The 12535-nt window shown below is 61.6% G+C and carries 17 protein-coding genes; 8 read left to right on the forward strand and 9 right to left on the reverse strand.

Annotated features, from left to right (window positions below; genetic code table 11):
- Positions 1-87: 87 nt before the first annotated feature.
- Positions 88-312, reverse strand: coding sequence for a hypothetical protein (locus ACGYLY_RS15980; RefSeq protein ID WP_395283968.1), 225 nt, complete (start codon positions 310-312; stop codon positions 88-90).
- 61 nt (positions 313-373) lie between these two features.
- Positions 374-1087 (reverse strand): class I SAM-dependent DNA methyltransferase, encoded by a 714-nt coding sequence (locus ACGYLY_RS15985; RefSeq protein WP_395283967.1) that lies wholly within the window; start codon positions 1085-1087, stop codon positions 374-376.
- A gap of 105 nt (positions 1088-1192) precedes the next feature.
- Between ACGYLY_RS15985 and ACGYLY_RS15990 the strand changes: the two genes are divergently transcribed.
- On the forward strand, positions 1193-1798 hold the full coding sequence (locus ACGYLY_RS15990) for a hypothetical protein (RefSeq protein ID WP_395283966.1): 606 nt from the start codon (positions 1193-1195) through the stop codon (positions 1796-1798).
- Here the strand turns inward: ACGYLY_RS15990 and ACGYLY_RS15995 are convergent.
- The 3 genes from ACGYLY_RS15995 to ACGYLY_RS16005 form a co-directional block, all read right to left on the reverse strand.
- Positions 1795-3546, reverse strand: coding sequence for a carbon starvation protein A (locus tag ACGYLY_RS15995; protein WP_395283965.1), 1752 nt, complete (start codon positions 3544-3546; stop codon positions 1795-1797). The two genes, ACGYLY_RS15990 and ACGYLY_RS15995, sit on opposite strands and share 4 nt — an antisense overlap.
- Before the next feature lie 129 nt (positions 3547-3675).
- Positions 3676-4644, reverse strand: coding sequence for an ArsA family ATPase (locus ACGYLY_RS16000; protein ID WP_395283964.1), 969 nt, complete (start codon positions 4642-4644; stop codon positions 3676-3678).
- 1 nt (position 4645) lies between these two features.
- On the reverse strand, positions 4646-4942 hold the full coding sequence (locus ACGYLY_RS16005) for a hypothetical protein (protein ID WP_231186163.1): 297 nt from the start codon (positions 4940-4942) through the stop codon (positions 4646-4648).
- A gap of 98 nt (positions 4943-5040) precedes the next feature.
- Between ACGYLY_RS16005 and ACGYLY_RS16010 the strand changes: the two genes are divergently transcribed.
- Together ACGYLY_RS16010 and upp are read left to right on the forward strand one after the other, a co-directional pair.
- A complete protein-coding gene (locus ACGYLY_RS16010) occupies positions 5041-6276 on the forward strand; it encodes a GTP-binding protein (protein WP_395283963.1) in 1236 nt (411 codons plus the stop codon).
- Between the two features lie 92 nt (positions 6277-6368).
- Positions 6369-7046, forward strand: coding sequence for a uracil phosphoribosyltransferase (gene upp, locus ACGYLY_RS16015; RefSeq protein ID WP_395283962.1), 678 nt, complete (start codon positions 6369-6371; stop codon positions 7044-7046).
- Between the two features lie 12 nt (positions 7047-7058).
- Here the strand turns inward: upp and ACGYLY_RS16020 are convergent, their stop codons facing one another.
- The 3 genes from ACGYLY_RS16020 to ACGYLY_RS16030 all read right to left on the reverse strand — a co-directional run bounded on the left by ACGYLY_RS16020 (position 7059) and on the right by ACGYLY_RS16030 (position 8455).
- Positions 7059-7208, reverse strand: coding sequence for a hypothetical protein (locus tag ACGYLY_RS16020; RefSeq protein WP_395283961.1), 150 nt, complete (start codon positions 7206-7208; stop codon positions 7059-7061).
- Positions 7209-7294: 86 nt separating this feature from the next.
- On the reverse strand, positions 7295-7828 hold the full coding sequence (pyrE, locus tag ACGYLY_RS16025) for an orotate phosphoribosyltransferase (protein ID WP_395283960.1): 534 nt from the start codon (positions 7826-7828) through the stop codon (positions 7295-7297).
- A 63-nt stretch (positions 7829-7891) separates the two neighbouring features.
- Positions 7892-8455 carry a CDP-2,3-bis-(O-geranylgeranyl)-sn-glycerol synthase gene (locus tag ACGYLY_RS16030; protein WP_395283959.1) on the reverse strand — a complete coding sequence of 188 codons (564 nt, stop codon included), beginning with the start codon at positions 8453-8455 and terminating at the stop codon, positions 7892-7894.
- A gap of 116 nt (positions 8456-8571) precedes the next feature.
- Between ACGYLY_RS16030 and ACGYLY_RS16035 the strand changes: the two genes are divergently transcribed.
- From ACGYLY_RS16035 to ACGYLY_RS16055, 5 genes are all read left to right on the forward strand, one after another.
- Positions 8572-9402: a proline dehydrogenase family protein gene (locus ACGYLY_RS16035; RefSeq protein WP_395283958.1), complete on the forward strand. Its 831-nt coding sequence runs from the start codon at positions 8572-8574 to the stop codon at positions 9400-9402.
- Between the two features lie 51 nt (positions 9403-9453).
- Complete coding sequence (locus ACGYLY_RS16040) at positions 9454-10107, forward strand: DUF502 domain-containing protein (RefSeq protein ID WP_231186148.1); 654 nt, start codon at positions 9454-9456, stop codon at positions 10105-10107.
- Positions 10108-10169: 62 nt separating this feature from the next.
- On the forward strand, positions 10170-10565 hold the full coding sequence (locus ACGYLY_RS16045) for a DUF6276 family protein (protein ID WP_395283957.1): 396 nt from the start codon (positions 10170-10172) through the stop codon (positions 10563-10565).
- Between the two features lie 96 nt (positions 10566-10661).
- Complete coding sequence (locus tag ACGYLY_RS16050) at positions 10662-11087, forward strand: HIT family protein (RefSeq protein WP_395283956.1); 426 nt, start codon at positions 10662-10664, stop codon at positions 11085-11087.
- Between the two features lie 44 nt (positions 11088-11131).
- Positions 11132-11908 (forward strand): AAA family ATPase, encoded by a 777-nt coding sequence (locus ACGYLY_RS16055; RefSeq protein ID WP_395283955.1) that lies wholly within the window; start codon positions 11132-11134, stop codon positions 11906-11908.
- 26 nt (positions 11909-11934) lie between these two features.
- Here ACGYLY_RS16055 and ACGYLY_RS16060 read toward each other — a convergent pair whose 3' ends face one another.
- Positions 11935-12450, reverse strand: a complete 516-nt coding sequence (locus tag ACGYLY_RS16060; RefSeq protein WP_395283954.1) for a hypothetical protein — start codon at positions 12448-12450, stop codon at positions 11935-11937.
- Positions 12451-12535: the final 85 nt, after the last annotated feature.

Below are 12535 nucleotides of genomic sequence, written 5' to 3' on the forward strand. Positions count from 1 at the left end.
TCTACAGGGTTTTATCTTTTGTCGCTAACGGCGTGTTAGCGGCTCTCATGCGCCATTTCTCGGGATTCACTGTTCTCAAGTATAGAATTATTCGCTTCGAACGTTTCCGTACGTTACACGCTCCGCGAAGGCATTCAGGCGGTCTTTCGCCCGACCAAGGAGTGCGACGTGCCCGCTCACGGCTTTTATCTCCGCTTCGTCAACCTCGATTCGGTCGTCGCCGTAGATGTCGCGTCCCTCTCCGTCGTCGGTCGCGTCGACGACGGTCGAGAGACCGCATCGACCACACGCTTCCGTTCGTTTGCCACCCATGGTTCGGCCTACGGAACCCTCCGTGTTATGTGTTACCCTGATATTCTGGATGTTCCGTCCGTCACTTCCGAAGGACGGCCTTGTAGTAGCCCTCTCTCGGTCGAACCTCGGCGACGTGCCACGGCGTTCCGACGGTCACGTCGCGCAGTCGTTCGGGCGAAAAGAGGACGAAGTGGAGGGTTCGTCCGACTTCTCGATCGCCATCCCGTTCGTATTCGAAATGGAACGTTCGGTGGGCGACTCCCGTGCGCGGGTCGGGACGGTAACCGAAGATGTCGTCCGGTCCGCGGTTCGTCGGGTCGTAGTTGTCCACGACTGCGACGCCGTCCTCGTCGGTAATCCGCGCGAGATCCGAGAGGAACTGTCGTGCACCGGCGAGCGACCCGGAAAGACCGAGTTGGGTTCCGTTGAGGAGCACGGAGCGGAATCGATTCGGCGGAAACGACATCTCGAACATGTCCATCACGCGAGCGTCCTCGACGCCCCGGTCGCGGGTGGCTTCGACGGCGGCCGGACTCACGTCGATTGCGACCACCTCGCCTCGTTCTTGGAGGAATTCGGCGTGCTGTCCCGATCCACAGCCGATATCCGCGACCGGGTGGTCGAGCGAATCGAGCAGCGTTTTCCAGCTATCGCTCCACTCCTCCCGCGGTCTGAAATAGTTCTCGTAGATGTGTCCATCCCACGTTTCCGCCCCATCTCGGTACAGACAGTCGCCGCGCAGTCCGCCTCGTCGGTAGTCGAGTATCGCTCGACCGAGTGGATCCGCATCCATCGCAATCTGTCACACACTACCATTTGTAATAAAATTATGATGGGTCTCGGTACCGACTCACGTATCAACAACGGATATTTATCGCTCCCTCGCAACCGAACCAGTATGGATAGCGGTATCGAGTCACACGACTCGGACGACCCGTCGGACGCCGTCCCGGACTGGGACGACGAGTACGTGGACCGAGTGAGCGACCGCCTGTTCGTCAACTACGACCTCGAAAAGGAGTACGCCACCGACGGCGAGGCGTTCACGCTCTACGGACGACTGCTGATAGAGACACAAAAGCAGTTCCTCCACCGGTCCATCAACTACGCCAACCACAGCGCCGAGGAACACCTGTTCGTCCGGCGGGCCGACGCCGTTCGCGTGACCGACCTCGAATCGCTCGTCGAACTCGGCCACGAACTCGCCGACGACTGGATAGAGGCCGACGAGGAACACTTCGGAACGACGTTCACTTTCGTCGTCATCGCCCCCGATGTTTCCCCTGAGGTCGAGACGTTCGTGACCGAGTTCACCGACCGGACGCTTCTCAAATACGGTCTCAACGGGCAGTACGAGATCAACCTCGCCGTCGTCGCCCCCGAACGGGAGACGCTCGTCGCCAGTCCGAACGCCGACGTCGGAAAGGCGTTCGCTCTCTGGGAACCGTTGACACCCGAAAAATCCGGATTTCTTCGACGGTTCGTGCGGCGACTCAAACCTTAGTCGTCCGACTCGCCACCGTCCGTAACCGGTTGTCCGCTCGGTCCGTCCCGCGCCGACGTGATGTTTTCATAGCCGATGCGGACCAGCGAGAGCGCGAGTCCGACGAGGACGAGCGCGATTATCGTCTGTACCCCCGCGGACAGCGCACTGCCGAGCGCCATATCCCCTCCCTCGACGAACTTCTGCCAGAGGTTCTGGTAGAGCGCGAGGTACAGCAACCCGAGGATCGTGACGAACGTCATCAGCGCCATCGGGACGCCCGTGCTGATGAGCTGTTTGCTCTTGTTCCAGTTGGCGAGCCAAACCGTCGCGGTCAGCAGCGCCAGCGCCGCGAGCAACTGGTTCGCGCCGCCGAACAGCGGCCAGAGGTCCGACCACGTGCCGGACGCGACGAGCGCGTACGCGATGACACACTGGAATCCGGCGTTGACGAATCGGTTCGTGGCGACGCTTTCGACCTGCGTTTCCGGCGTGCCGACGATTTCCTCGAACATGTAGCGACCGAGGCGAAGCGCGGTGTCGGTCGAGGTGAGTAGGAAACTCACCATGACGAGCGCCATGAACGGCGCGCCGAAGTCATTGACCGGAATTCCGAAACTGCTGAGCATGATGCCGCCACCCTCCGCGAAGTTGGGGAGCGCCTGTCCGACACCGCCGCCCGACTTCGTAAAGCCGACGAGCGCGACGGTCGAAAGCGCGAGCGTCGCGAGAAGACCCTCGCCCAGCATACCGCCGTAGCCGATGACTCGCGCGTCCGATTCCTGATTGAGTTGTTTCGACGTCGTCCCCGAGGAGACGAGCGAGTGGAACCCGCTGATGGTCCCGCACGCGATGGTGATGAACAGCAGCGGGAACAGGGGTTGTTCGGTGACGCCCCAGAATCCGTTGTAGCCGGAGATGTTCACGGTGAGCGGTTCCGTCGGCGTGATTGCCGCGATGTTAAGCCAACCACCGACGGTTCCGACGATGACTGCCAACAGCGCGCCGCCGACACCCGCGTACAACAGGAACGACGACAGGTAATCGCGCGGTTGCAGGAGCGTCCACACCGGCAGGACGCTCGCGATGAACGCGTACACCAAAATGATGGGAACCCACGTTTCCGCCGTGAGCGAAATGGGGTACTTCAGACCCACCCAGACGCTGGCGAACACGCCGACGACGAAGACGACGGTTCCCGGTCCGAAGGGGAGGTTGAGTTGGTACAGGTACACCCCAAACACGACGGCCAGTGCGATGTACAGGATGCTCGCCGTCGCGGCGCTCGGGTACGCCTCGAACACGACGCCGACGACGAACGCGAACACGGCGACGACGAGGATGATGGTCAGGAACGCGAACCACAACAACATGTTCTTGCCGCGCTCGCCGACGTACTCCCCGATGATGTACCCGATGGACTTCCCCTCGTGGCGCAGACTGCTCGACAACGCGATGAAGTCGTGCGTCGCGCCGAGGAGCGGATTACCGATGGCGATCCACAACAGCGCGGGAATCCAGCCCCAAATCACCCCCGCCGTTATCGGTCCGACGATTGGTGCACCTCCTGCAATACTGGAATAGTGGTGTCCAAGCAAAACGGGCTTCTTCGCAGGAACGTACTCCTGCCCGTCCTCGTACTTATGTGCGGGCGTCTCGTTGCTATCGTCCAATTCTACGAACTGTGCGAGGTATCGTGAGTAGGTCAAATAACCTATGCTGAAAAGTACCAGTACCCCGAGCACTAGCCATATGATTGCAGTCGCCATGGTATTATGCCTCGTGGCAAATACATCGATGATGTACAATAAGTGTTCCTTTACTCTCGTCGGTATTGGATGCTTGAAAACGACGATTTCGAAACAATAGTCGATTACTTTTGATGATATTAATATATATTATTCTGGTATCATGGGGTTCACTTCGATGTCCAACTCGTCCGCGACGTCACCCAGCAGTGTTCCTTTCACTTCCGACACGCGTGATTCGATAACGGCAACCACGGGTTCGTCGAACGATTCGCGGATGTGGTCGATGCGATCGCGCTCGGTTCGACAGCGGTCGCGGAGATACGTCGCCCCGCGTCCGGTCTCCTCTTCGTCCGGTTCCGGCGTCACTTTGTTGATCACGAGTCCCGACACCGACAACCCGGATTCCGTGAGTTCCTCCACCGCTCTGCCGGTTTCCCGAATCGACAACTCGTCGGGATTGAGAACGAGGAAGAACGCCGCGTCGTTTCGCAGGACTTCGCTCGCGAACTCGAACATCTCCTTTCGCTCCTGCAGTCGAGCGATGATGGGGTCTCCCTCGCTCACCCGACGCGGTTCCCGGTCGCCGATTGCGGCCTTCTCGAACAGGTCGATGCTCTTCCTGCGTTTGTGAAGCAAGCGGTCTATCCACCCTTCGAGGAACTCGGGAAGCGAGAGGAGGCGGAGAGTTCCGCCGGTCGGCGAGGTGTCGAAGACCACCCGATCGTACTCGTCAGAACTCCGCATCACGTCGATGAACCGGTCGAACAGCGCCGACTCGTGCGCGCCGGGGGTCTGGTGGGCCATCTCCACCTGTCGATCGATGGCGTTCACCAATCCCGCGCTGACGTGGTCGCCCAACGAGCGTTTTATCTCCATCAGGTGGTTTTCGACCTCCGTTTCGGGGTCTATTTCCATCGCCCAGAGGTTCTCGATGCCGTCCACGGAACGCGGGTCGTCGTCGAACTGCTGGTCGAACACGTCCGACGTGCTGTGTGCCGGGTCGGTCGAGACGACGAGCGTCTTCAATCCGGCGCGTGCACATTTTAGGCTGTACGCGCTGGAAATCGTCGTCTTTCCCACGCCGCCTTTCCCGCCGAAGAACACGAACTTTCGCATGTTAGAAGTGATACTGTTGTCCCTTTCGTTCGACGAGCGATTCGCGGTCCCACATTCGGCGCTCCCACGCTTCGAACTCGTCGGTCAAGTACGGGAGCAGTTCGGCGGTGTAGTACGAAACGGGACTCGGCACCCCGAACACGTCGGGGAAGCACGCGAGCATGAATTCGTCCTCCAAATCCTCGGCTTCCTTCTCTATCAGTTCGTACGCGGGATGCGAAATCATCCCGTGATAGAGGCCGCGAAGCCACTCCTCGACGGAGCGGCGGAACGTCTCGATTCGGTCCGCGAGAGACATACTCACACAGTGCGCTTCTCGCTATTTAAGCAGGCCGGTACATTCGTGTGTCGATTGCGGCCACTTAACATCCTGCGACGCGTGCGCCACGATAACGAATGAATCAGGGGTCCATTCCGGTCACGATTCTGAGCGGCAACCTCGGCGCGGGCAAGACGACGACGCTCAACCACCTCCTTCGTGAGAGCGACGACAGGGACATCGCGATACTCGTCAACGACATGGGCGAGATAAACATCGACGCCGAACTGCTACAGGGCGGGACGGAACTCGTCGCCGACGAGGGCGTCGCGGAACTCTCGAACGGGTGCATCTGCTGTGAACTGCAGGACGACTTGCGAACCGAAGTCACCCGCCTCGCGCGCGAGTGGGACTTCGACACGCTCGTCGTGGAGTCCTCGGGCATCAGCGAACCCGCGCCCATCGCCCGCCTGTTCACGACCGAATCCCGCGTCGCCGCGCGATACGACGTCGATACGACCGTCACCGTCGTCAGCGCGCGGCAGTTCGACGAGTTCTTCGCGGACGGCGCGCCGGTCGAGCGCACGGAAACCGAGGACGGCGACACGCGCCCCCTCTCGGACCTCGTCATCGAACAGATCGAGTTCTGCGATGTTCTGTTGCTCAACAAGTGCGACCTCGTGGACGCGGACCGACTGGACGAAATCGAGGCCACCCTGCGCGCACTGCAACCACGTGCCGAACTGATTCGAACCGAACACGGACGGATCTCCCCTGACCGTATCCTCGACCGCGGACTGTTCGACCTCGGCGACGTGAGCGACTCCGCCGGATGGAAACGGGCGATGGAACACGACCACGACGAATCGCATCACCACTCTGACCACCACCACTCTGACCACCACCAATCCGACCACCGTCACCCGCAGGAGGCCTACGGGATTTCTTCCGTCTCGTATCGCGCCACGCGACCCCTTCATCCCGGCCGACTCCACGACTTCTTCGAGTCGCTCCCGAGCGGCATCGTCCGCGCCAAGGGGACGTTCTGGGTTGCCGGGCGGGAGGACGTGAAACTGGAGTACGGGCAGGCCGGGGCGACCGCCCGCGTGGAAGTCGCGGGACCGTGGATCGCCAGCCTTCCCGAAATCGACCAAGACCTCTATCGGAGCAACCGCTCCGAGTCCTACTGGGACGAGGAGTGGGGCGACCGACGGACGCGACTCGTCTTCATCGGAACCCACGTGGACGAGGCGGTCATCACCACCGCCCTCGACGATTGCGTGCTGACGGACGCGGAGATGGAAGCAAACTGGGACGCGTTCGAAAACCCGTTTCCCGAGGACGAAGCGGGGCTGTTGACCGTCGGTGAGTAGCCCTCTTCCGCTACCACGCCGCGGTTGTCACCCGGTCCCGCGGCTTCGCTCGTATCGTTAGCTTATAGCCCTTTCCCACGCACGAGTCGCATATGACTATCGAGAAACGAGGTGACGCCCACCTCATCACGCACGCGATGGCGAAGGATACCCTCTCGAAGATTCGGGACGAGAACACGGAGCAAGTCGGTTTCCGCAAAGGGCTCGTGAAACTCGGCCGCATCTGCGGCTACGAAATCATCGACGGCGCGATGGACACCGAGTACGTCTCCATCGACACGCCGCTGACCGAGACGACCGGTGAGCGCGTCAAAGGACTGGACGACGTGGTCATTATCAACGTCCTCCGCGCCGCGACGCCGTTCGTCGAAGGCCTGCTGAAGGCGTTCCCCCGCGCCAAACAGGGCGTCATCAGCGCCGGTCGCGACGAGGAAGCCGGAATGAACGAGAACGGCGAGTTCCCCATCACCATCGACTACGTCAAACTCCCCGAAATCAAGGAGGATGACACCGTCATCGTCGCGGATCCGATGCTCGCAACGGGGAGCACGATGTGTGCGGTCCTCGACGAAGTGCTCAGCGAGCAACCGAACCCGGAGAACTTCTTCGTCCTCTCGGCCGTCAGCGCCCCCGACGGCCTGCTTCACGTCCACGAGCAGTTCCCCGAAGCCGACCTGCTGACGGTCAGCATCGACGACCACCTGAACGACGACGGCTTCATCGTCCCCGGACTGGGCGACGCCGGCGACCGGGCGTTCCGAACGGCCTGACGACCGCTTCGGTCACACGAGAATTCGAAGTATGCCGATAGCGAGACCGGCACCGACGAGGCCCGCACCCCACAGGGTCGAACTTCCGGGCGCGACGCCGATGAGAAACGAGACGATTCCCGAGATGATGAGCGAGACGCTCGCGTGGCTTCGCAGTGACATGGTATTTCATCGGCCATCGCCCTAAAAAATCGGCTGGCACAACACGAAAGCAGTTCAAATAGGGCCCCGAACGAACCCTGCAACAATCATTCGTCGGCGTCGTTTTCGGCGAGGAGGTCGGTAGCCGAAAGCAGCGCCTCCATCTCGACGTCGGCGTCGGCCAGGTTCTCGCGGCCGCCTTCCTCCCGGTCCACGACGACGAGGATTTCGTTCACTTCCGCGCCCGCGTCGCGGAGGGATTCCACCGCGTCGACCGCGCTCTGGCCCGTCGTCACGATGTCTTCGAGGACGATCACCTCCTCGCCGTCGTCGAGTCGCCCCTCGATGAGGTTCGCCGTGCCGTACTCCTTCTGTTTCTTCCGCGCGATGACGTAGGGCGTCTCCGTCTCGACGCTCGTCACCGCGACGAGCGGAACCGCACCGAGGGCCACGCCCGCCAACTTCGTCCCGTCGAGTCGCTCCGCGAACGCTTCGGCGATGAGCGACAGACAGTGCGGGTCCGTTTCGAACAGATACTTGTCGACGTAGTAGTCGCTCGTCCCGCCGTGGGAGAGTTCGAACTCGCCGTACTGGACGGCGTCCGCCGCGCGCAAGGCCTCGATGAGTTCCTGATTCGCCATGTGCGAGTCCGTGCGGCGAGGCGGGTTAAAAGTAGTTCTTTGGCGGCGTCACCGCAGTCGGCGTCACCACGGTTCGTTCTTGAGTCCGACGGCGTACGCGACGACGTTCGTCACGATGTGCAGGAGCGGTGTCGCCACGAGAACGACGACGATGACGGGCGGGTCGAACGTTTTGAGCGTCCACGTCGGCGCGGCGAGCAGGGTGAGCAGGAGCGACATCACGACGAAATCGAGTTGGTCGATGCCCGGAAACGCCGCGCCGCGCTCCCGCCCGGTGCGCCGCTTCAGGAAGGAGGCGGCCATATCGCCGAGCATCGCGCCCGCGGGGAGCGTGAATATCACGACCGCCGGGAACGGGTCGGGGAGCATGACGCCCAGAAACGCGGCCGCTGACGGACGAATCGCGTTCAGTATCAGCGCCAGCACCGCCCCGGCAAGTATTCCGGCGGCCGTCCCGCGCCACGTCTTTCCGTCGCCGAGGAGTCGCTTGCCGTTCCACGTCCGCCCGCCGTCTATCGGCGCACCGCCCCCCGCGAGCACCGCGAAATTGTTCGGGACGTACGCGGGCAACATCGCCCACACCGCGACGGCCACGGTTTCGAACACGTCCACGCCGACAAGATTCATATCGACACAGATACCCTCCGGGTCTTAAGTCCCAGCGGTATGGCCCGGAATATACGCCGATGGCCCTCACGGGTGTAATATACAATCATAAGACGAAGCGGTGTGAAAGAAGACGCATGATACCCCCGATTGCCAGTCGGTTCGTCGCGGGCGAAACCCCGGCGGAGGCGCTCGAATACACGCGGGACCTGAACCAACGAAACGTCAACGTCATTCTCAACCTCCTCGGCGAACACTACCACGAGCGGGGACCGGCGGACGAGGACGCGGAGGTGTACCTGCGCCTGCTCGAAGACATAGAGCGCTCGGACCTCTCGGCGTGCGTCTCGGTCAAACCCTCGCAGGTCGGCTTGGACGTGGGGACGAACGTCTTCCGCGAGAACATGGAGCGAATCGCGGACGCGACCGACGACACCTTCGTCTGGATCGACATGGAAGACCACACCACGACCGACGCGACTCTCGACGTGTTCGAACGACTGGCCGTCGAACACGACGGCAACGTCGGCGTCTGTATCCAAGCGAACCTCAAGCGCACCGAGGACGACCTCGAACGACTCGCCGACCTCCCCGGTAAAGTTCGACTGGTAAAGGGAGCCTACGACGAACCCGCCGAACTCGCGTACAAGGAAAAAGACCGCGTCAACGCGGCCTACCGCGATTATCTCGAATTCATGTTTCGGGAGTTCGACGGCGGTATCGCGGTGGGGAGTCACGACCCGGCGATGATAGAGTACGCACGGGAACTCCACGACGAGTACGGCACGGACTTCGAAATCCAGATGTTGATGGGCGTGCGCGAGGACGCGCAGGTCGAACTGGCGAAAGAGTACGAAGTGTGGCAGTACGTCCCCTACGGTGGCAAGTGGATGTCGTATTTCTACCGTCGCGTAATGGAGCGCAAGGAGAATCTTCTGTTCGCGGCCCGCGCGGTCCTCGGCAGATAACCGAAAACGTTGCAACTAGTTTATATTCCTGCAACCAGACGCTACACCTAAATGTCTTCGTGGAAACGCGATGCCGGAAGCGGTCTCATCGTTTTAGCCCCCCTGTTGGTTACTGCGTACATCATCGCGTGGTTGTTTCTCAAGATAGCCGGCTTACCCTTCTTGGAGAAACTACAGCCATTGAAGCTGTTGGGCGGATTGATCACGATTCCCGGCGACCTCATCCGCGTCGGCATCGTCCTCGCCGTCTTCACGGCGCTCGTCTTCAGCATCGGTTACCTCATGCGAACGACGCTCGGGAGCGTGGTCGAAAACGCGATCGACGGAACGATGAATCGACTTCCCGGCCTTCGAATCATCTACAACGCATCGAAAATGGCCGCGGAAACCGCACTCTCCGACACCAATCAACTCCAGAAACCCGTCAAAATCGAGACGTGGAACGGCCTCAGAATGACCGCGTTCAAAACCGGGAAGCAGGCGGACGACGGCCGCGAACTCCTCTTTTTGCCGACCGCACCGAACATCACCACCGGGTTCGTCATCGAGGTCGAACCCGACGACATAACCGAAACGGACGAGAGCGTCGAAGACGCCCTGACTCGCATCCTCAGCGCCGGGTTCGGGGAAAGCAATCAGGAAGGGATTCCCATCAACGTCACCGACGAGGCGGACGACCCGGCAGAGACGCCCCCACCGACCTGATTCCCGTCGCCACCGCGACGAAAGTCTACCATTCTTTTGAGGTTTGCGCCGCTCTATTACGTATGGAATGTCCCGAATGTGGCGGCGAACGGTCGCCGTTCGCCGTCCCGTCCGAACTCCGTGTGGACCTGCCGAACGAACCCCCATTCGTTCTCCTCTGCACGCGTTGTCTGGCCTTCGAACCGGTGGCGAACCCGGACGCCGAACCGTCGAACTTCGACACGATAAGCGACGCGCTCCCGGACCACGGCGACTCCGCCGCCGCGATGGTCCTCGCCACCGCTCTCCTCTCCTCGCTCGCGCTCAACCGTCAGCACATCGACGCGCTGTTCGACCGCGTCGAAGCGGCCGGTGTCGACCCCCTCCTTGTCCTCGACCGGTTGGCGGACGACCCCGAAATTCACCCGGACTTCGACATCGAGTCGCGCCGACAGCAACTCCTCCAGCTGCGCGACTGACCGATCGGTGGACAGAAAAGTCCGAAACTACCACCCACTCCGGAGACTCCCGCGGGACCCTCAACTTTCATCTGGGTGACCCACGATTACACGATCATGCCGAACGACTGCATCTTCTGTCAGATCGTCGCCGGAGAGATCCCGAGCAAGACCGTCTACGAGGACGAGAGCGTCCTCGCATTCCTCGACGTGAATCCGCTCGCGCCGGGTCACACGTTGGTGATCTCGAAGGACCACCACGAGACGCTCGGGGACGTACCGAAGGACACGGCCAACGACCTGTTCTCCGTTCTGCACGACCTCACGCCCGCCGTCGAGGCCGCGGTGGACGCGGACGCCAGCAACGTCGCGTTCAACAACGGCGAGGCGGCGGGACAGGAAGTCCCGCACGTTCACGGCCACATCATTCCCCGCTTCGACGGGGACGGCGGCAACCCGATCCACGCCATCGCCGGGACTCGCCCCGACCTCTCGGACGAGGAACTCGACGCGATCGCGGACGAGATTCGAGAGGGGCAGTAACTGTATATTTTTATATCAGGACGAATCTATTTTTATACATACACGTGAACCGAACTACCGCATTCGTCGGTGCGACCGGCGGGGCCGGAACGACGCGCCTCTGCGTCGAAACCGCCGCCATGCTCTCTCACGTCGGACGCGACGTGGTGATTTTGGACGCCGCCTTCGCCACGCAGGGCCTAGCGCGTCACGTTTCGGGCCGCATCGACACCGACATCACAGTACTGCTCACCGAGGACAGCGACTTCGACGATGCGCTCCTCGACCATCCGGTCGAAACCGCCGGACGACTCGCTCTCTGTCCTTCATATGCACCCTTCGAACGGTTCGCACGTGCGAAGACCGCGGATGCCGCCGAAGCGTTCGAATCGCTCGTCGAACGCGCAGCGACCGAATTCGACCACGTCGTCGTCGACACGCCGCCGGTCGCTGCGAATCAAGCCGTCGCGGCCGTCACCGCCGTCGAGTCGGTGGCGGTGGTGGCACCCGCCTCTCGACACGGAACCGACGCCGTGCAGGGAATGCGTGGTCGTCTCGCCGACCTCGGAACGAACGTGGACGTCGTCCTCGCCAATCGCGCCGACGAGGGACACCCGTTGGGAGAGGCGATAGGGATCCCGACGAGCGGCGAAACCACCGCCGAGAGCGTACCAGCAAGCGTCCCTGAACTCGACACGTCGTTCTCACCCGCAATCGTCGCCGCCGTCGAAGCCACCTTCGACGTTTCCCTCGACGTCGAATTCCCCGAAGGGCGGTTCGCGGACATCGACCCGAACGAGTATCTTCCCCAAAACTATCTACCGAAATCGCTTCGTAACTAGTTCCTTCCGCCGTGTGTACCGGTTGGCTACAGTAGGTCGCCGACACCGCTCATCGTCTCCGCCAACGCGTTCCGCTTTTGGACGGCGGCGTCCCCGTCCAAAGCCAACGCGCCTTCCAAAACTTCGGCCGCGCCCTCCAGCGGATCGTGGGTTTCGATAAACGTCGCCAGCGCGAATTCGGTCTCGCTCGCGCCGGACAGCGCGAACGCTTCGGATCGCGAGATGTTCGCGGAAAGCCAGTCCTCGATGAGTTCGTGACCGATGGCGGAAAGCGGAGAAATACCGCTCGCGCCAAGCAGGTGGAGCGTCTTCGCGGCAGTCATCGGTGCGACACCCGCTCGTCGGGCGATTTCACCGACCGCCACCCCGGATGCGTGTGACTCGACTATCGTCACCGCGGCGTCAGACTCGCACGGCAACGCCCCCTCGAACGGTGCGAGCCGTTCGTGAAGGTCCCCTCCGGTGTCGTCCACGGTCGCGACACCGTAGTTCTTCTGCTCGACTGTCACCTCCAACCCGGCGGCAATATCCGACAGCGTCATGTATACTCCTCCTTCTCCCGTTGACTTTAACTTGCTGACAAGTATCAAAATTGGTAATCGGCTCCTCGAACGTACCGATTACCGG

This window comes from Haladaptatus sp. CMAA 1909 (genome assembly GCF_043952005.1).
Classification (GTDB): domain Archaea; phylum Halobacteriota; class Halobacteria; order Halobacteriales; family Haladaptataceae; genus Haladaptatus.